The sequence below is a fragment of the Mesorhizobium sp. 2RAF45 genome (assembly GCF_052115225.1).
Lineage (GTDB): Bacteria > Pseudomonadota > Alphaproteobacteria > Rhizobiales > Rhizobiaceae > Mesorhizobium > Mesorhizobium jarvisii.
Genome location: NZ_JBFRGG010000002.1, coordinates 325,033 through 344,393 on the forward strand (window position 1 = coordinate 325,033; position 19,361 = coordinate 344,393).

Annotated in this window: 16 protein-coding genes; 9 read left to right on the forward strand and 7 right to left on the reverse strand. The window is 63.8% G+C overall.

All coding sequences use genetic code 11. The annotated features are described in order from the left end of the window. Positions 1-197: 197 nt before the first annotated feature. Positions 198-440: a DUF1344 domain-containing protein gene (locus AB4Z43_RS06415; protein WP_027047290.1), complete on the reverse strand. Its 243-nt coding sequence runs from the start codon at positions 438-440 to the stop codon at positions 198-200. A gap of 444 nt (positions 441-884) precedes the next feature. Here AB4Z43_RS06415 and AB4Z43_RS06420 point away from each other — a divergent pair, with 444 nt between their 5' ends. Next, positions 885-1,379 carry a YegJ family protein gene (locus AB4Z43_RS06420; RefSeq protein ID WP_064980576.1) on the forward strand — a complete coding sequence of 165 codons (495 nt, stop codon included), beginning with the start codon at positions 885-887 and terminating at the stop codon, positions 1,377-1,379. Between the two features lie 17 nt (positions 1,380-1,396). On the opposite strand, the gene AB4Z43_RS06425 is transcribed toward AB4Z43_RS06420, so the two are convergent. Both AB4Z43_RS06425 and AB4Z43_RS06430 read right to left on the reverse strand, forming a co-directional pair. Continuing rightward, on the reverse strand, positions 1,397-2,347 hold the full coding sequence (locus tag AB4Z43_RS06425; RefSeq protein ID WP_167470427.1) for a DUF3137 domain-containing protein: 951 nt from the start codon (positions 2,345-2,347) through the stop codon (positions 1,397-1,399). A 311-nt stretch (positions 2,348-2,658) separates the two neighbouring features. Further along, a complete protein-coding gene (locus AB4Z43_RS06430) occupies positions 2,659-3,684 on the reverse strand; it encodes a CapA family protein (RefSeq protein ID WP_441936556.1) in 1,026 nt (341 codons plus the stop codon). Positions 3,685-3,853: 169 nt separating this feature from the next. Here AB4Z43_RS06430 and AB4Z43_RS06435 point away from each other — a divergent pair, with 169 nt between their 5' ends. Further along, positions 3,854-5,110, forward strand: coding sequence for a hypothetical protein (locus AB4Z43_RS06435; protein WP_441936558.1), 1,257 nt, complete (start codon positions 3,854-3,856; stop codon positions 5,108-5,110). A 106-nt stretch (positions 5,111-5,216) separates the two neighbouring features. On the opposite strand, the gene AB4Z43_RS06440 is transcribed toward AB4Z43_RS06435, so the two are convergent. From AB4Z43_RS06440 to AB4Z43_RS06455, 4 genes are read right to left on the reverse strand one after another with little or no spacing between them, the layout of a single operon-like run. After that, positions 5,217-5,507: a hypothetical protein gene (locus AB4Z43_RS06440; protein ID WP_019860599.1), complete on the reverse strand. Its 291-nt coding sequence runs from the start codon at positions 5,505-5,507 to the stop codon at positions 5,217-5,219. Positions 5,508-5,540: 33 nt separating this feature from the next. Further along, positions 5,541-6,476, reverse strand: a complete 936-nt coding sequence (locus AB4Z43_RS06445; RefSeq protein ID WP_064980582.1) for a hypothetical protein — start codon at positions 6,474-6,476, stop codon at positions 5,541-5,543. After that, positions 6,476-9,184 carry a hypothetical protein gene (locus tag AB4Z43_RS06450; RefSeq protein ID WP_441936560.1) on the reverse strand — a complete coding sequence of 903 codons (2,709 nt, stop codon included), beginning with the start codon at positions 9,182-9,184 and terminating at the stop codon, positions 6,476-6,478. The genes AB4Z43_RS06445 and AB4Z43_RS06450 overlap by 1 nt, the downstream gene beginning before the upstream one ends. A 54-nt stretch (positions 9,185-9,238) precedes the next feature. Then, entirely contained in the window at positions 9,239-10,108 is an 870-nt protein-coding gene (locus AB4Z43_RS06455; protein ID WP_038649039.1) for a protein-L-isoaspartate O-methyltransferase family protein, read from the reverse strand. Positions 10,109-10,209: 101 nt separating this feature from the next. Here AB4Z43_RS06455 and AB4Z43_RS06460 point away from each other — a divergent pair, with 101 nt between their 5' ends. The 7 genes from AB4Z43_RS06460 (at position 10,210) to AB4Z43_RS06490 (ending at position 19,244) form a co-directional block, all read left to right on the forward strand. Further along, the gene (locus AB4Z43_RS06460) at positions 10,210-10,413 is read left to right on the forward strand and encodes a hypothetical protein (protein WP_147377462.1); all 204 of its coding nucleotides are present in this window, start codon (positions 10,210-10,212) and stop codon (positions 10,411-10,413) included. A 213-nt stretch (positions 10,414-10,626) separates the two neighbouring features. After that, the gene (locus AB4Z43_RS06465; protein ID WP_441936563.1) at positions 10,627-12,255 is read left to right on the forward strand and encodes a tlde1 domain-containing protein; all 1,629 of its coding nucleotides are present in this window, start codon (positions 10,627-10,629) and stop codon (positions 12,253-12,255) included. 126 nt (positions 12,256-12,381) lie between these two features. Continuing rightward, entirely contained in the window at positions 12,382-15,540 is a 3,159-nt protein-coding gene (uvrB, locus tag AB4Z43_RS06470; protein WP_441936565.1) for an excinuclease ABC subunit UvrB, read from the forward strand. Positions 15,541-15,852: 312 nt separating this feature from the next. Further along, complete coding sequence (locus AB4Z43_RS06475; protein WP_441936567.1) at positions 15,853-16,758, forward strand: DMT family transporter; 906 nt, start codon at positions 15,853-15,855, stop codon at positions 16,756-16,758. 248 nt (positions 16,759-17,006) lie between these two features. Further along, positions 17,007-18,533 (forward strand): ABC-F family ATP-binding cassette domain-containing protein, encoded by a 1,527-nt coding sequence (locus tag AB4Z43_RS06480; protein ID WP_441936569.1) that lies wholly within the window; start codon positions 17,007-17,009, stop codon positions 18,531-18,533. Between the two features lie 117 nt (positions 18,534-18,650). Beyond that, positions 18,651-18,932 (forward strand): type II toxin-antitoxin system RelE/ParE family toxin, encoded by a 282-nt coding sequence (locus AB4Z43_RS06485; protein ID WP_441936571.1) that lies wholly within the window; start codon positions 18,651-18,653, stop codon positions 18,930-18,932. Between the two features lie 12 nt (positions 18,933-18,944). Continuing rightward, entirely contained in the window at positions 18,945-19,244 is a 300-nt protein-coding gene (locus AB4Z43_RS06490) for a HigA family addiction module antitoxin (protein ID WP_019860611.1), read from the forward strand. The last annotated feature ends 117 nt before the right edge of the window (positions 19,245-19,361 follow it).

Genomic DNA, 19,361 nt, shown 5'->3' on the forward strand with positions numbered 1-19,361 from the left:
CCCCGTTGGCCAAGGGATAGCGCGGCTCTTTGGCAAAAACCATAGGGGCGCCGTCGGGGCAGCGTTCCGCCACCCTGGCCGCCTGGCGGTGAGTGACCAAGAGCACGAAAATGGCCGATCCCCGAAGGAACCGGCCAAGATTGGAGCAGGGGCTGAAAAGTACGGTCAGCAGGTCTGCCGACGCATGACGCTCGCGGCTACGAAGCCTTCTTGATCGAGGTCACCATGCCGGTCTTGTCATCGACGGTTACCGCCACCTTGGCGCCGACCTTCAGTTTGCCGATCTTCGCTTCCGGCGACAGCTGGTAGATCTTGCCGTCGTCGAGCGTAATCGACTTGGTCGTCGGATCGACCGCCTGGATGGTGCCCTGAACGGACGCGGCATAGGCCGTACCAAGGAAGGCGAGCAGAGCGGCGGTGGTTGCGAGGGTCTTCTTCATCGATAGCACTCCGTGCTGTTTCACTTTTCCGGGGCCGCCGCGTTGGGCAACGACAGCACCGAACGAGCCGACACTGGGCCTGAAAGTCTGCTGGCCGCAAATCACATTGAGTGACTTTTCGCAAAGGAAATCATAGGCTTAATTCTGACACATTGCTTGCGGCTGACGCGGTTTCCAGCCGTTTCGTTTGCCTCGACGAGCGCTGTTCGCCCACGAAAAGAATCGTTTAGGCGATTGCGGCGGGTGCATCGAGGCCATCACGCAGCCGCCATAATCCGCCCCGGATTGCATCACGCAACAGCCCGCTGACCTTCGGTTGATACAAATTTTGTTTCATGGACCAGCTCAACCGCCACCGCAAAAGCGGACAAAACTCGCGCCGTGGTTGCAAATTCGAAATGGATACAGGATCATTGCAACCGCTACGACGAGGGGGAACTCACCATGAAACTGGCAGTCCGAACCATGATATCCCTGATGCTGGCGCTGGCGCCGGGATTGGCCGGCGCACAAGGCGCTGAGCCAGGCGGCGATAAAACGGTTATGTTTGCTAGGGACGATCCCGAGATGGCGGTAGCGATTGCGAAGGCGCGTGCCAGCTTGGATGAGTTCCTGGCCCTGACCGAAGCGCCGCCCTCGGGGACGGACAGGTTCAAATTAAAGGTCGAGGTGCACGATGGGGATATCAGCGAGCACTTCTGGGTCATCCCGTTCCGACGCAACGAAACCGGCTTCGTCGGCATATTGGCAAACGAACCGGTAGCAGTGCGCAATGTCGTCCTCGGCCAGAACATAGAATTCACCAGGGACGATATTTCCGACTGGGGATACAGACGCGACGGGCGTCAAGTCGGCAGCTTCACCGTCTGCGTGATGTTCAAGAGAATGTCGAAGGAAGAAGCAGACACCATGCACGAGGAATCCGGTTACGATTGTTGATCTTATGCCCGGTCCGATTAGCTTGCCTCGTCCTTCGCCCCGATCTTGCGCACCAGCGCCGCCGTCGCCAGCATGGCGCCCATGTCGGAAATCATCGGCGCGACATGCCTGGTGTAGTCGAGAGGCACTGAAATCTCCGGCAGCTCGAAGAAGTTCTTCGCCTGCGGCAACAGCAGGAAACCGTCGCCGCCGTTGAGCGCGACGCGGGCCGGATCGTCGGGCCAGGTCTCGCCGAGCCATTTCAGCGCCTGCGCCAGACGGCCGGTCACCAGCGGCCGCGCCGCCTCGACATTGTCGGTGCGGAATTCGTAGGCCGCGTCGAGAAATGGCTCGCCCGACGACAGTTCCTGCAGCTTGGACCCGAACAGGCCGCGGAAAAAGCCGACGACCGCATTGGTCCGCCGCGTCGCCACCAGGATTCCCGGGAACGGCTCGACCGCTTCGAAGGCGACGATGACACCCTTGAAGGCCGTCGATGAGCCCTTGCCGGTGCCTTCCCGCAGTTCGGCCTCGTAGAGCTCGAATGGAAACCCTTCGTAGTGGCCGGAAACGACATCGTCGAAGGCTTGCCGGTTGAAGGGCCCGACCGCCTCGCGCGGCAGCCGGTCGAACGAGTTCGGTCTGCCGCCATGCTGGTAGCCGATGTCACGGATGAAACCGAAGATGATCGGCAGCAGCGTGTCGCGGAACGATTGCTGCAGCCGCGTCGCCGGCTTCATGGCCTGGAAATACAGCAGGATCGAAGCGGCAAAGCCGATGAAATAGAGGAATACATGCGGCGTCGAGAACCATTGCTCGTTGGGGTCGGCGACCTTGTTGAACAGCCAGGCGATCACCGCCACGGCCACCAGCACCAGGCCGACGAACAGCGGCACCCGCCAGCGCACCTGCCGCACCGCCGAAGCCCGCGCCGCCTCATAGGCCTCGATGTTTTTCCGGATGCCGGCGATGACAGCCTCATCAGGCATGAAATCCGCTGCTTCCACCGCCACCCCCGTCGCCTCGACAAGTTCATGATAGCTGGTTTTGTCGGATGTATCGACTGCGGTGCCTCCTCAACAGATGCTCGCGCTGCCCCTCATCGCCCTGCCGGGCACTTTTCCCCGCAAACGGGGCGAAGGACGCCATCATCGATGGTCTCGCCAATTGCCAGCGTTGCAAGTGGAGCGCCGCCGGCACGGCTAAACTCCCTTCTCCCCGTCACTATACGGGGAGAAGGTGCCGGCAGGCGGATGAGGGGCAGCACGACGCTTGTAGAATAGTCTCGCCGCTTGCAGCTCTAAGGAAAGATTGCTCTCAACCGTCTTTCAATCTTTCCCCTCATCGCACCGTCCAACGCCTCCACCGGCACAAGCCGCTCATGATCTCCGTCCCGCAGCCGCAGGAACGGATGCACCTGGTAAGCCGCAACAGCACCGCGCGTCCCCTCCTCCGCGCTGACATCAGCGACAAAAATCCCGCCAATGCGCCCCGGCCATGGCTGGCGGGCGAGCGCAGTGCCGAGGAAATCGCCGAGCCCATAGGCGACGACAGTCTCGCCGATCCGTTCCACCGGCTGCACCACATGGGCGTGATGGCCGGCGATCAGCCCGACGCCCTGCCCGGCCAGGCGCCTCGCCAGCGCCTTGGTCCCGGCCTGCGGAAAATGCCGGAACTCCCAGTCCCAATGCGGCACTGCGCAAATAAGGTCGAACCCGCGCGGCCAGCGCTCTGCATCGCTGCCCATCGACACACGCCCGGCAAACAGGCTCTCATCTGCATTGCACCATAGCGTGAAGGCCGCGAAGCCGACATTCAACAGCCCGACCTTGACCGGCTGCACCGAGCCATCGGCGGCAAGGCCTATGCTGCGGATGCCGAGCCGCTTCAGCGCCGCCACCGTCTCGTCGAAACCGGCGACGCCCTGGTCGAGCACGTGATTGTTGGCCAGCGACAGCACCAGTCTTTCGTGCGAGATGCCGGCCGCAGCGAGCGCCTCGGCCAGAAACCGCTCACTCATCGCATGATGCGTGCCGAGCTTCGTGCCGAGCACCGCGCTCGGCCTGCCCACGACAGGGCTTTCGCAATTGCCGATCACCAGATCGGCAGCGCCAAGCAAGGCCTTGATCGCCGGATCGCAGTGCGGCGCCCGGCGGTTGGCCACGGCCGAGATATCCCCGATGAAGGCCAGCCGCACCGTCCGCTTTGGCGGCGGCTCCATCAACCTCCCCGCCATCGGCGCAAACCCGTTGCCGTCACCGCCAAGCGACGGCTTCAGAAAACGCGGCAGCCAGGACAGTTTGTAGGAGAGCGGATAATTCGACACGCGACGCCCAATCGTTTGCCTTCTGTAAACCGTCCGCCGGGCGGGTTGAAGCGCATCCCTCGACAATCATGCAACGATGTGGACAGCGCATCGGCGCTGACGGGCGCGACGCCGCAAATAGCCGCAAATCTGTGTATGGTCGTCGGCGACAAATGCTTGGGAGGGAAAGATGACACGAATAGCAAGCCTGATGGCATCCGCATTCATTCTGCTTGTGCCGCTGTCTTCGACGCAAGCCGCCATGCCCGAAGCGGCAACCGCGCTTTTCGAGGCGAAGACCGTCGCCGCACGCGACAGCGCCCTGTCGACGCTGGAGGCGGCCGCACCGAAAGATCCGGCATCGGCCTATGCCGCCGGCGCCGGTGAGTTCTTCACCGCACTGGAACTGCTCGCCAGCGGCCTGCACCGCCACGGTTTCGAAAGCCCGCAATCCTTCATGCTGCCGCTGATGCAGTTGCCGGTGCCCTCCAATCCCAATCCCGAGCCGCTGACCTACGAAGAGTTCCGCGCCATACTGGTCGCGTTCCGCGACAGGCTGGCAAAATCCGCCGCGACGCTGGGCTCGGTGCCGGCCGATGCCGATATCGGCATGGTCATCGATCTCACCCATGTCGGCATCGACCTCAACGAGGACGGCATGATCGCACCGGACGAAAGCATGGCGGCCATCATGGCCGCGCTGTCGCACGGCAGCATTTCGCAGGGCGATAGCGCACCGGTGCTGACCTTCCGTTTCGACCGCGCCGACGGCTATTGGCTGCAAGGCTATGCCGAGTTCCTGATGGCGCAGGCCGATTTCTGGCTGGCGCATGATTTCAGAACCACTTTCGACGGCTCCTTTCACATGCTGTTCCCGCGCGCCAAACTGCCATTGCAGGACATCCTGGTGCCGCCGCCCAGCGAGATGGGCTCGAGCATCTTCTCCTCGGAGTGGCGCATCGCCGATTTCATCTCGATGGTGCACATGATCAACTGGCCGGTGGTCGAGCCGGAGCGCCGCAAGGCCGCACGCCAGGAATTGCTCGAAATGATCCGGCTGTCGCGCGAAGACTGGAAGGCAATCCGCGCCGAGACCGACAATGACCGCGAATGGCTGCCCGGGCCGCAGCAGAAGGGCGAGAACCCGCTAACCGGCCTCGAAGTCGGCGAGGAGCAGGTGCAGGCCTGGCTGGCCACCTTGAGCATGGCGGAGGACCTGCTCGAAGGCCGCGCGCTGCTGCCGCATTTCCGCATCACCGGCAAAGGCATCAACATGAAGCGCTTCTTCGACGAGCCGAAGCCTTTCGACCTGGTGCTGTCGATCACCGGCCCTGGCATCGCGCCCTATCTGGAAAACGGCAGGATCCTGACCAGCGAGGATTTCGACCAGATCCAGCGCGAATTCGGCGGCGGCGGGTTTTTGACGTTCGCGCTGTGGTTTAACTGAGAACCTGGGTCCCTGCCCTCGCCAAGTGGTGAAAGGAACCCAGTATCCGCCGGGTCCGCCAGCAATTGCGGGAAAATCGTGAAACGGTTTTCCCGCAGAAATTACGTCAAACAAAAAGCTGGAAAAGCCATCGCTGGAGCCGCAGCAACCCGGCCATGGCGGCTACTATCAGTGCGTTCGATATCACGCCGATCGCGGTGGTCGTCCAGGCAATGTCGCCGGATTGGCCAAGGACAACGAACGGAAATGCAGCGGCGATGACGACAATCGCCGCGCACAATCCCAGCCAGGCCACGCCCGGCCGCTTAACCGACCGGCTGAGGAAATAGGCGATCCCGACCAGCAGGATCCGCAGCGGATCCAACATCTGGGCGATGACAATAGCAATCAGAAGCATGGATAAGAACTGGGACTGGAGTGCCAAAAGGTCTTAGCGCGGGAACCCGTGCAACCGGGCGAGCAGCCACTGCAGCGGATTGCCGACGAAGGCACGGGTGACGAACGTGTCATGGGCGGCATCGGATGCAAGCAAGGCGATGGTGCCGGCTTCGAGGCGGCGCGGCGGATCGGGACTGGCGGCGATGCCCTGGCCCGCCAGCAACTGCCGGATTTCGGCATTGCCGGAGGCCGAGGATTTGCCATAGGCGCTGACGAAGAAGCTCTGCCGGTGCTGCGCGATCCAGCTGGCGAAAATGTCGGCCTCGTCGAAGACGGCGTCGAGCAGGACGACGCCGAGCAGGCGTCCACCGATGTCGCCGTTCCTGAGAATGGAAGCGGCCGGATTGTAGCCGCCGCTATAGGCCACCAGCACCACCGCCATGGCGTCGAACTTTGCCGCCTTGGCGCCGGTCAGCCTGGCCATACTTTGCGCAGCCTCGGCCATGAATTTGGCAAAATAGCCCGGCGTCCAGAAATTACCGGCGCTGGAATCCTGCGCGTTGCTGGCGAATTGCGGCGCCACCAGCACGGCATTGAGGCCCGACGCCTCGACCTGCGCGACCACTCGCTGGCGGCCGACCACGTCGCGCTGCAAGGTGGCGCCATTGCCGTGGAAGAACACCACGATGACCGCCGGCTTGGCCGGATCGAACCCTTTCGGCACGGCCAGCAGCGTCGAGCGGTCGGAATAGGTCTCGTCTTCCCAATAAATGCCGCCGCGCGGCGAGGTGTGGCCGCGCCTTCCGTCCGCCGCCATGACGTCGAGAAACGGCGCGGAGCCGTCGGGCAGCTTGCCCCAGTAGGGAAAGGGCGATGCCTTGAACGGCACGATGGTGGAGATGGCCTTGCGCAAGCGCGCCCCCTGGCTGGCCACCGGAAACATCGCCGTGGCCAGCAATCCGGCGACGATGGCGCGCCGGTCCGGCATCAGGCCGCCACCAGCCGGATGGACGGCGCCTTCGACGGCAACAGCACGGCGAAGAAGGCCGGAATGGCGATGAGATAGGCAATCGCCGCCCATTGCAGCACGGCGCTTAAGCCGAAGCTGGTGGCGACGATCGGCACGGCGGCCGAGCCGATGACAGAGAAACAGCCATTGATGCCCCAGGCCCAGACGAAAAGATGCTCCTTGCCGAGCCGCGCCAGCCAGGTCATGGCGGTGGCCATCGGCATGCCCATCAGGAAGGCCGGCGGCGACACCAGGAGAAAGCAGAGCAGCAGGCGCACCGTATAGGGATAGGCGCCGATCCGGTCGAGCACCGGCGACAGATAGAAGCCATAGGCGAGCAGCAGCCCGCACACCGCCAGCAGCACGAGCGGCAACATTGTCCTGGCGCGGTCGAAGATGCGCTCGGCAAACAGGCTGCCGAGGCCGGAAAACACCAGCATAGAGGAGATCAGCACCGAGGCCGACACCGTCGGGTTGGCCAGCGCGACGGTGAAGCGGCTGATCAGCCCGACCTCGACCATGATGTAGCCGAGGCCGAGACAGGCGAAATAGAGGATGGTGCCGAGCTTGCCGCGCGAGCGCGAGAACACGATGCGCCAGCCGAAGATGACCGGCAGCAGCACCAACGACGCCGCCGTAATGCAGGCAATGCCGAGCGTCGCCCAGATCAACAGATAGCCCCAATCGTCCTGGAACAGGTCGAGCCGGTCAAGCGTGCGCGGCAAATCGGCGACCTTCACATAGGCGGCGAAATAGGGCTGGTCGTTGCTCAGCGCCCGCGCGTCGAAGACGTAGTCGCCGGCAAGTTTTTCCCAGCCGCCTGTCAAAAGCGCGTGCCAGCTCATGCGCTGCAGTTCCGTCGCCGGCAGCATTTGCGGGCCGGCATCGCCGCCGGCCCCCGCGCAGGCGTCGAGCGTCGGATCGGCCGGCGCCGTCGGGTCGCAATCGGGATTTGCCGGTGCGGTCGGGTCGGCCGGTGCGGTCGCGCCAGCGGCCGGCTGCTGCGTCAGCGTCGCGTCCTGTCCGCTGCCGAAGATCGAGGCGCGGTAATCGTCGAGTACCTTTCGCGCGCCCGAACCGTCATAGATCATTCCTGGATAATAGACTTCCTCCCACGACATCGACTTGGTGTAGTCGCGCAGCGTCTTGATTTCGGCCTCGGAGAAGCCGCCGCGCTTGAACAGCACGGTCGTGGTCGAGAGATAGCTCGACACGGCGAAGATGTCGTTGGCGGCACCCTGCGGGTCGAAGGTTTTCGCCGCCTCGGCGACGGTCGAATAGAGCTTCAGAACCGATTTCGGCGGCTCTTCCTTGTTCCACAAGGTGATCGACAGCACGCCGCCATCGGCCAGTGCGTGCATGTAGCTCAGCATCGCTTCGCGCGTGTAGGCGTATTTCTCCGAGATGGCGAAGCCGCCGGGATTGGACAGGCCGACACTGTCGGCAAGGCTGAGGTCGATGACGTCGTACCGCTCGCTCGTGTTGGCGAGGAACAGCCGTCCGTCATAATCGATGACCTTGAGCCGCGGCTCGGCCAGGATATCGCCGGTGACGTCCTTCAGCACCGGGTCGCGGAACGCCCGCAATGTCATCGGATTGCTCTCGGCGACGGTCACCGAGGTCGAACCGGCATTGAGCGCGGCCTGCGTGGAGATGCCGCCGCCGAACTGCACGACGAATGTCTTGGGCTTATCCTTGATGACATAGGGATAATGCATCGGCAGATAGCGGAAATAGACCTGCTCGGCCGGCGCCAGGTTGCGCATGATGCCTTCCGGCCCGTCGCCGTCGCGATACATGCCGACATAGGTGTTGGCCGGCACTTCAGGCATGCCGAAGGCGGCATTGTCGCTCAGGCCCGGCGCGAAATGCATGTAGGAACTGGCATAGACCTGCAGGTCGCCGAAGGGTGAGACGCTGCGGTAGATGCGCTTGCCGTCCGGAAAGTTGCGGGCATAGGCGACGCCCTTGTATTGCGACACGGCAATGTCGGGGATGCCGAGCAGGTTGGGCAGCATGAGATAGCCTGATATCGACAGCGCCGCCACGGCCACGCCGGCGACGACGCTCTTCCAGGCGCCGAATGCGAAGAACCACAGCAGCGAGCCGGCTGCCCACAACAGCAGCGGCACGACGATGATGGTTTCCGGCGCGAACAGATAGAGCGACACCAGCACGGCGAGGCCGGCGAGCCCCGAACCGGTGAGGTCGGCGAAATAGACGCGGCCGAAGGCGGTGCGGCCTTTCAGGAAGACGATGCCGAGGAAGAACGCGCCGGCCAGGAACGGCAGGAGATAGAGCAGAAAATTGGCGAGCAGCCGCCATTTCTGCGCCGGGTCGGACACCAGGAAGATGGCGTTGAACGGCACCGTCTGGGCGACCAGGTTGGAGCCCACGGCGAGCGGGCCGATCAGCAGCAGGGCCGCGGTGGCGGCACCTTGCCAGTGGCGGTCGAACCAGCCCTTGCCGGCGAAGATGACGACGCTGGACAGCGAAAAGCCGAGCATGGCAAGGCTGACCACCAGCGAACCGAAATGCGACCAGCTGCCGACGGCGAACACGCGCATGACAGCGATCTGCAGCGCGATGATGGCGCCGGCGTTCAGCCCGACAGCGAGGTAATGCGCGAGCCGTGGCGCCTCCAGCGAGGCGATGCTAGGTCGAGAGGTCGATACAACAGCCGTCATTCAGGCCCCTTGATGCGGCAGTTTAGCCCGACAGGCTTGGACCGGCACGGCAACTTAGCCGTTATGCGTGCCGACGATCTGGTCGCCTTCCAGCTTGGTGAACGGCACGAACGGCACCACCTTGCCATTGTAGATGTCTGAGCGGACGATGTTGAACGTGCCGTCGGCGAGCTGCTGCTTGGTCACCTTGAGCACGTGCTGCGCGCCCGGCGGGCCGACCGGAATGACCATCACGCCATTGGGCTTCAGCTGCTGCAGCAGCGACGGCGGGATGTGGTCGATGCCGCAGGTGACGATGATCTTGTCGAACGGGCCGACGCTGTCCCAGCCATAATAGCCGTCGGCATTGCGGCTGGTGACCGAACCGAACTCACTGTAGCCGCGCTCGACCAGCCCGTCATAGGTGCGCCGCGTGCGCTGCGCCAGCGGATTGATGATCTCGATCGTGTGCACCTTGTCGGTAAGGTTGGCGAGATAGGCCGACTGGTAGCCCGAGCCAGTGCCGATCTCGAGCACCGCCTCGCCGAACTGCACGTCGATCGACGTCGTCATCCGCCCGACCAGGTGCGGACCCGAAATCGTCACGCCATAGCCGATGTCGAGGAAGGCATGGTCGTAGGCGCGGCCCAGATTCTGCGGCAGCACGAATTCCTCGCGCGGTGTCAAAAGAAAGGCGCGCTTGTTGCGATCGTCCAGCACGTCCTTGTTGTAGACCATGATCTGGAAGCGATCGAATCGCTGCGCCAAGAACTTCGGATCCTCGCCGCGATTGGCCACCATCCAGTCGATGAACGATTTTTTGTCGTTGAACGGCACTTCGGCGTTGCGGTCGTAGGGCACAGGCACGTTGGCCCTGACCGTGGCTGGAAGAATGGAGAACGCCGCCGCACCCGCCGACAGCGTCAAGAAATCCCGACGCTTCATGGAAAAAGCCTCCAAAAGTGGCCTTTGCCACCCCAAAACCAAGCACTTCAACCCGATTGCACTGCCTCCCACAACGAGTCAATGGGCGTCGAGGGGCGACCGTGCAGGCCGAAAAAATGTGGCAAGCGGGCAACAGTTTTGTCGATGCCATCGGCTTTTTCAGGACCGAGGAACGGCGCGCCGCATTGCCGCAGGGCTCGCCGGGGCGGCGTTGTCTTATATTAGCAATGGCTGTTTTGCTTGACTCGGTCGGCAAAAACAGGCAGCAAACCAGTATCGGAAGGGCTGAAATACCGCGTGCATGATCGTGGACGAGCCTTTTTTGGCACAAAGTCCACGTCTCTCGGTTGGTTTTGAGAGGGATTGGTTAACCAACTTTGTCCATATTTTGAAGCAATCGGCAATCAACGACAGGCGCGGCAAACGCGTCGGGGACCACCCTGGGATCACTCGCAGAATGGTCGTCGCGGCTGACAAGGCCACGTACGGGGAAAACCGATTGGAGCGAGATTGGTTGCATGGCGTTGTCGAGTAAACACAAAATAATCCGGGACCAGCGCGAGGGCGGCGAGTTCGTCGATGCGCAGCGCACCCCTTCCTTCAACCCGAAACGGATCGTCCGCTGGATCGCGGTGCCCGGTGCCAGCGCCGCCGTCGGCCTCTGGCTGATCGGCACCATGGCCGGCCTCAGTTCCGTCGGCGCCTCGCTGTCGGCGACATCGAGCGGCCTGCCCCAGACCCTGGCCATGCCGGGCTCGCTGGCGATGGCCGATCCGCTGAAACAGCATTTCCTGAGGTCTTCGGCGCCGTTCGCGCTGGCCAATGCCCATGGCGGCGCCCAGGCCCTGCATGACCATGCCGTGCAATGCGGCGCTAGCTGTTTCAAGCTGGCCCGTGTGAGCCCGCTGGGTGAGAAATCCGCGCGCCTCACGATCCATGCAAGACCCGAACAGCCAATCTTGAAGTCGAAGGCGCAGGAGCGCTTCGACCGCATGGAGGCGTCGCTGTCGCCGACCAAGCTCGCCGCCGCCTTTGCCAGCGCCGGCAAGCCCGTGGCCACGGCCGGCGCCCGCCCGGTGATTTCCCAGGCCGCGCCGCAGATTGCCGAGGCGTCGCTTATTCCGTCGGTCCAAGTGATGGCCAGCCTGTCGAGCGACATGCCGGCTCCGGCGGCGGAACGCTTTGCCCGTGCCGATACCGGCGTCGTCCAGACCGCGCCGGCGCCGATGGGCCTCGCCCAGTCGCAGACGCCTGACAACACGCAGCTGGCGCTGGCCCTCGTCCAGTCGCTGCCGGTCGAGGACGAAGCATTCGCCTCGCCGCTGCCGATGACCGAATCCTCCGCCGATGTCGCGATTGCACCTGCCGAGACCCAGCCGCAACAGCCCGGCGACGCCGCTTCGCTGCCGGATGCGCTGACCGACGACGTGCCGCTGCCGACCCGCCGCCCGCAATACGACGCGCCGCGGCAGCCAAAGGCCGTGGTGGAACAGGATGAGCCGGCGCCGCAGCCCAAGTTTGCTCAGCCCAAGATCGCGCAGCAGAAGCCGGCGCCGCAGGCAAAGCCGGTCCAGCAAGCCCAGCCCACAAGGCCTGCCCGGGCCGGCCGGTCTGGCGAGGGCGGCGATGTGCTGGCCTATGCCAAGCCGGATACGCCGTCGGGCGGCCTTGGCCAGGCGTTCAGGAATCTTTTCAACGGACCAAGCGGCGGAAGCGGAGCCGGCCACGGCGTCGCCGTCTATGACATCAGCGCCAAGACCGTCTACATGCCGGACGGTCAGCGGCTCGAGGCGCATTCCGGCCTCGGCGCCATGGTCGACCAGCCGCGCTATGTCCACGTGAAGGATCGTGGCCCGACGCCGCCCAACACCTACAATCTGTCGCTGCGTGAATCGCGCTTCCATGGCGTCGAGGCCCTGCGCCTGACTCCGGTCGGCGGTGGCAACAAATACAACCGCGACGGCCTGCTCGCCCATACCTACATGCTGCGCGGCGGCCGCGCCGAGTCCAATGGCTGCGTCGTCTTCAGGGACTATGCCCGCTTCCTCGCCGCCTTCAAGAAGGGCAAGGTCACACGTCTCGTCGTGGTCCCGCGCCTCAACGGATCGCCGACCCAGGTGGCGACGGACAACGCCCGCGGCGCCTGACCGCGGGCAGGTACCCCCTCGGCAATTGCCTTCTCCTGACAGCCTTCTGTCAGGAGCAGCATCGAGGCATGCGCCCCACCGCATCGCGCTCTTTCCATTTTCGCCAAGACCTCCCATATTCGGGGCATGGCCAAATCCCCCGAGAAAAGAACGCCGCCGACGGCGAATGACGACCGCGCCGCGCCGAAGCGGCGCAGCCCGCTGACCGATTTCCTCGACGCCTCGGAACCGCTGCACAGAGGCGGCTTCGCCGAGATGCCGGAGGCCGAACTGTCGGGCACGCCGCTGACCGGTTCGATCGCCGACTGGGCCGAGCAGATCGAGCAGGAGGCGGAGCGCGAAGGGCGCCAGGCCGGCAAGGGCGACGGCGGCAAAGCGCCGAAGGCGGCGAAAAAGATTCCCGAGCGCTCGACCTCCCCCGGCCGCACCGCGCGCGGCACCTCGATGGGTGGCGCGGCGACAGCCAGGGAGCGCACCGCAGCCGGCCTCAATCCGGTCGCCGGCCTCGACATCTCGCTGGAAGAAGCCGAGACGATGACCTCCAGTGGCGTCACCGCCACGGTGGCCGCCCTGTCGGCGCTGATCGAATCCGGCAATCCGCTGCACAAGGACGGCGTGTTGTGGACGCCGCACCGCCCTGCCCGGCCGGAAAAGTCGGAAGGCGGCATCGCCATCAAGATGGTGTCGGACTTCGAGCCGGCCGGCGACCAGCCGACCGCCATCAAGGACCTTGTCGAAGGCGTCGACAACAATGACCGCACCCAGGTGCTTCTCGGCGTCACCGGCTCGGGAAAAACCTTCACCATGGCCAAGGTGATCGAGGAGACGCAGCGTCCTGCCCTGATCCTGGCGCCGAACAAGACGCTGGCCGCGCAGCTCTATTCCGAGTTCAAGAAATTCTTCCCCGACAATGCGGTGGAGTATTTCGTCTCCTACTACGACTACTACCAGCCGGAAGCCTATGTTCCGCGCACCGACACCTTCATCGAGAAGGAATCCTCGATCAACGAACAGATCGACCGCATGCGCCATTCGGCGACGCGCTCGCTGCTCGAACGCGACGACGTCATCATCGTCGCCTCGGTGTCCTGCATCTACGGTATCGGTTCGGTCGAGACCTATACGGCGATGACCTTCCAGATGCAGATCGGCGACCGGCTCGACCAGCGCGCTCTGCTCGCCGACCTCGTCGCCCAGCAATACAAGCGGCAGGACATCAATTTCGTGCGCGGCTCGTTCCGCGTGCGCGGCGACACGATCGAGATCTTCCCGGCCCACCTTGAAGACCGCGCCTGGCGGATCTCGATGTTCGGCGACGAGATCGAGCAGATCACCGAATTCGATCCGCTGACCGGCCAGAAGACCGGCGAGCTGAAGAGCGTCAAGATCTACGCCAACTCGCACTATGTGACGCCGCGCCCGACGCTGAACCAGGCGATCAAGTCGATCAAGGAAGAGCTCAAGCAGCGTCTGGTGGAACTGGAGCGTGCCGGCCGCCTGCTGGAAGCGCAGCGGCTGGAACAGCGCACCCGCTTCGACCTCGAAATGCTGGAAGCCACCGGCTCCTGCGCCGGCATCGAGAACTATTCGCGTTATCTCACCGGCCGCCAGCCGGGCGATCCGCCGCCGACCTTGTTCGAATATATTCCCGACAATGCGCTGGTGTTCATCGACGAAAGCCACGTCACCGTGCCGCAGATCGGCGGCATGTATCGCGGCGACTTCAGGCGCAAGGCGACGCTGGCCGAGTACGGCTTCCGGCTGCCTTCCTGCATGGACAACCGGCCGCTGCGCTTCGAGGAATGGGACGCCATGCGTCCGCTCTCCGTCGCCGTTTCGGCGACGCCGGGCGGCTGGGAAATGGAACAGTCCGGCGGCGTCTTCGCCGAGCAGGTCATCCGCCCGACCGGCTTGATCGACCCGCCGGTCGAGGTGCGCCCGGCCAAAAGCCAGGTCGACGATGTCGTCGGCGAGATCCGCGAAACAACCAAGGCCGGCTACCGCACGCTGGTCACCGTGCTGACCAAGCGCATGGCCGAGGACCTGACCGAATATCTGCACGAGCAGGGCGTGCGCGTGCGCTACATGCACTCCGACATCGACACGCTGGAGCGCATCGAGATCCTGCGCGATTTGCGCCTCGGCGCTTTCGACGTGCTGGTCGGCATCAACCTTTTGCGTGAAGGCCTCGACATTCCCGAATGCGGCTTCGTCGCCATTCTCGATGCCGACAAGGAAGGGTTCCTGCGCTCGGAAACCTCGCTGATCCAGACCATCGGCCGCGCTGCCCGTAACGTTGACGGCAAGGTCATCCTCTATGCCGACCAGGTCACCGGTTCGATGGAGCGGGCGATGGCCGAGACCAACCGCCGCCGCGAAAAGCAGATGGAATGGAACGCCGCCAATGGCATCACGCCGGAATCGGTGAAGTCGCGCATCTCCGACATTCTCGACTCGGTCTACGAGAAGGACCATGTCCGCGCCGACATCTCGCAGTTCACCGACAGCGCCGGCGCCATGATGGGCAATAACCTCAAGGCGCATCTCGACGCGATGGAGAAACAGATGCGCGACGCCGCCGCCAATCTCGACTTCGAGAAGGCTGCCCGCATCCGCGACGAGATCAAGCGGCTGCGCGAGATGGAACTGTCCATCTCCGAAGACCCGCTGGCCAAATACGCCGACATGGAAAGCCCGGTCTCGGGCCGCGAAAAGGGCAAGCACAACAAGGGTGTGGCCAAGCATCGCACGGCGGAGGAACAGGAGCGTTTCCGCAAGCTCGACGAGGCACGTGCCGCCGAAGAGGCCGCCAGAGCTGCCCGGCCCAACCTCTTCCGCAAGCCTGATCTCGACGAGATGGGTGCCGACAGCGCCGTGCCGGTGAAGAAACCGCTGTTCGCCAAACCCTCGATCGACGACATGGGGCCTGGCACCGACATGCCGACACCGGCAGGTGCGGTGTCGCGCTCGCTGTTCAAGAAGCAGTCGGCGTCCGAAGCGCACGGCTCCGACTTCGGCATTCCCGGCGAGCCGGTCAAGCCGCTGTTCAAGAAGAACTCGCTCGACGAGATGACCGTGAGGCGTACGGAAAAACCGGTCGAGGGAAAAGTGCCGGCGAAGCCCCAGCCGATCTCCCCCCCTGTGGGCGCCGGCAGGATAGACGCGAAGGATCGCGACGAAAAACCGATCATCCGCCAGCGCACCGGCATCGGCTCCTACGAGGACCCAGGCGACGCGCGTCGGGAGAAGCGCCGGCCCGGGAAAACGGGCAGGCCGGGGAAGTAGCGGCCTCTTCCTTCTCCCCCCCTGTGGGAGAAGGTGGATCGGCGCGCCAGCGCCGAGACGGTTGAGAGGTGTTCCAGCAGAATGAGGCGTTGGTGTTCCCTGGATCACCCCTCGTCCGACCTCGCTTCGCGAGGCCACCTTCTCCCACAAGGGGAGAAGGAAAGCGCTCCATCGGCGCACCTTGAGCCATCGGCGCACCTTGAGTCGGAACAGCCTCTGGACTATGCGCTCACGCTTGCCGCCAGGCGGTGGAAGCGATAGCACGGCTGCAATCCTGCCTCTGCCAGCAAAGCTCCCATCCGCCCCCAGCTCATGAAACCCAGGGACATCGCCGCCTACGCCTTCCTTGCCGTCACCTGGGGCCTGTCGTTCCTCGTGCTGCTCAAGGTGGTGCACGCATTCGGCTGGGTCGGCGCGGTGACCTTGCGCTCGCTGATCGCCGGCATCACGCTCTTCCTGCTGGCGGCGGCAACGCGGCGACGGCTCGATTTCAGCGCCGGCTGCGGGCACTTCGCCATGGTCGGCGCGACGACCGTCGCGGCGCAGCTGATCGGCTTATCCTACGCCACGCCGCGTATCGGCACGGCGATGGCGGCCATCCTCGTTGCCGCGATCCCGCTGTTCTCGATGATCCTTGGCCAGTTATGGGGGCTCGAGCGCATCACCGTTCGCGGGCTTGCCGGCTTGCTGCTCGGCGCCGCGGGTATCGTGGTCTTGGTCGGCTTCCCTTCGGTGCCGATCACGCCGTCCTTCGCATTCGGCTGCGTCGCCTCGCTGTTCAGCTCCTTCTCCGCCGCCTTCGGCAGCAACTACGCCAATCGCCATCTGCGCTCGGCCGGCTCGTTCGAACTCACCGGCGCCGCCTTCCTGTTCGGCGGGCTGATGACGCTGCCGTTGCTGCTGGCCGTGCCGGTGCCGGCCATGCCGCGTCCTGTCGATTTCCTCTATCTCGTCCTTCTCGCTTGCGTGATGAGCGCGCTGACCTATGTCGTCTATTTCCGGCTGGTGGCCAGCATCGGCGCGACCAGGACGATCAGCGTCGAATTCGCAGTGACCACGATCGCCGTACTGGTTGGCACCATCATGCTTGGCGAGTCGCTGACAATCATCCAGGCCTTCGGCGCGGTGGCGATCATCGGCGGCTGCATATTGGTGCTGGATCCGTTCCCGCGCCGGGCGAAAGCGGCCGCCTTGCCATCCGCCCCGCCTTTGGTGTAATCGCTTCGCACACTCGAACGTCTTGAAAGGAGGGCTCACGTGTTCACGTTTCATCGTCACCATCGTCAGCGTGGCCCGATTTCTGCCCTGCAAGCCAGCTTGCAGGGCTGACCAGGGACGGTCCGGGTTTTTCCCGCTTCGATTTTTTGGTCTGCCCTTCGTGGTGCCGCAACGCCGAGCCTGATGGCCAGCACGCGCACCGTCAAAGTGCATCCGGAGTTGTTTCCGGCAAGACCAGAGAAATCCAAATGGCCCTGATCAGCCTCAAATCCCTCGGCGTCACCATGAGTGCGCCGCTCTTCGCAAACCTCGACCTCACCATCGGCGCCGGCGACCGTCTCGGTATCGTTGCCGCCAATGGCCGCGGCAAGTCGACCCTGCTCAAATGCCTGACCGGCGAGATGGAGCCGACATCAGGCGACATCACCCGCACGCGCGGCTTGCGCGTCGGCCATGTCGAGCAATCGGTTCCCCCTGCCCTTCTCGGCCGCACCTTTCATCAGGTGGTGGCCGACGCCTTGCCGCCGGAGCAGGCCGAAAGCGAGATGTGGCGCGTCGACGTAGTGCTGGATTCTCTCGACGTGCCCGAGACGATGCGCGAGCGGGAAATGCAGGCGCTGAGCGGCGGCTGGCAGCGGCTGGCGCTGATCGCCCGTGTCTGGGTGACCGATCCCGACGTGCTGCTGCTCGACGAGCCGACCAACCATCTCGACCTTGCCCGCATCAGCCAGCTGGAAAGTTGGCTGAATGCGCTGCCGCGCGACGTGCCCGTCGTCATCGCCAGCCATGACCGCGCCTTCCTCGACGCCACCACCAACAGGACGCTGTTCCTGCGCCCGGAACAATCGCCGGTGTTTGCGCTGCCCTACTCCCGCGCCAGGCAGGCGCTCGACGAGGTCGACGCCTCGACAGCGCGAAAATTCGAGCGCGACATGAAGATCGCCCAGCAGCTGCGAAAGCAGGCCGCCAAGCTCAACAATATCGGCATCAATTCCGGCAGCGACCTTTTGGTGGTGAAAACCAAGCAGCTCAGGGAACGGGCGGAGAAACTCGAAGAGGCAGCGGTATCGGCACATCGCGAGAAGTCGGCCGGAGCGATCCGGCTTGCCAATCGCGGCACCCACGCCAAGGTGCTGATCACGCTCGACGACCTGGCGGTGGAAACGCCCGACGGCACGCTGCTGTTCAGGACCGGCAAGCGCCATATCTGCCAGGGCGACCGCATCGTGCTGCTCGGCCGCAATGGTGTCGGCAAGTCGCGCTTCGTCAGCATGATCCGCAACGCCATCGCCGAACCCGAAACGATCGCGAATGTGAAGGTGACGCCATCGACGGTGCTCGGCTACAGCGATCAGGCGCTGTCGGGCATCAGCGGCGACGACACGCCGCTGGCGATGGTCTCGTGCCGCTACGAGGTCGGCGAACAGCGCGCCCGCTCGCTGCTTGCCGGCGCCGGCGTGGTCATCGAGATGCAGGAGAAAAGGATCGGCGTGCTGTCCGGCGGCCAGAAGGCGCGGCTGATGATGCTGGCGCTCAGGCTCGCCAACCCCAACTTCTATCTGCTCGACGAGCCGACCAACCATCTCGACATCGATGGCCAGGAAGCGCTGGAGGAGGAATTGCTGAAGCACCAGGCAAGCTGCGTGCTCGCCTCGCACGACCGCTCCTTCATCCGCGCCATAGGCAACCGCTTCTGGCTGATCGAGAAGCGGAAGCTGACGGAGGTCGAGGACCCTGAGGGCTTTTTCCGCGAGGTGGCCGAAGGCGGCGGCTGAGCGGCGAGACAGAATTCCGGCTTGCCGTCGGCAGGCCAGAATTTCGTATCATTTCATGAGACGTATCGTTGACTCCCGAAACGTATCATGCCATGGTACGTTTCTTGGATTCGACTGATGATACGCTCGTTCAAGGACAAGACCAGCGAGGCCATTTCGAATGGCAAGTCTCCAAAGGGCTTCCCGTCGGACCTTGTTCGATCGGCCCAGCGGAAACTGTTCATGATCGACAACGCGACAGAGTTGTCGGACCTGAAGACTCCCCCAGGCAACAGGCTCGAGCCCTTGAAGGGCAACCGTGCCGGTCAGCATTCGATCCGCATCAACGACCAGTTTCGCATCTGCTTTCGCTGGGTGGACGGGCAGGCTGAGGATGTCGAAATAACTGACTACCATTGAAGGAGGTCTCAAATGCTGAACATCAACCCTCCCATTCATCCCGGAGAAATCCTTCGAGAGGAATACCTCGTCCCGCTTGGCCTGAAGCCTTACACGCTAGCCAAAAAGCTGCATGTGCCGCGCACGCGCATCGAGCGCCTGGCAAGCGAGGCGACACCGGTAACGCCCGACACCGCGCTACGCCTTGCCAAGTTTTTCGGAACCACGCCGCAATTCTGGATGAACATGCAGGCGAGCTACGACCTTGCCGTAGAGGGAGAGGCCAAGAAAGCCGACCTTGAAACGATCGAGCGCTTGGACACAGCGGCCTGAATTAAACCGCGCTGGAACAGCCGGTCTCAAGCTGCCCGAAAAAAGATCCAGCGCTCTGTCGGATCGCCTGAACCTGCCGCGTCCTTGGGATGCCGACACGATGATGCCGGCTTCAAC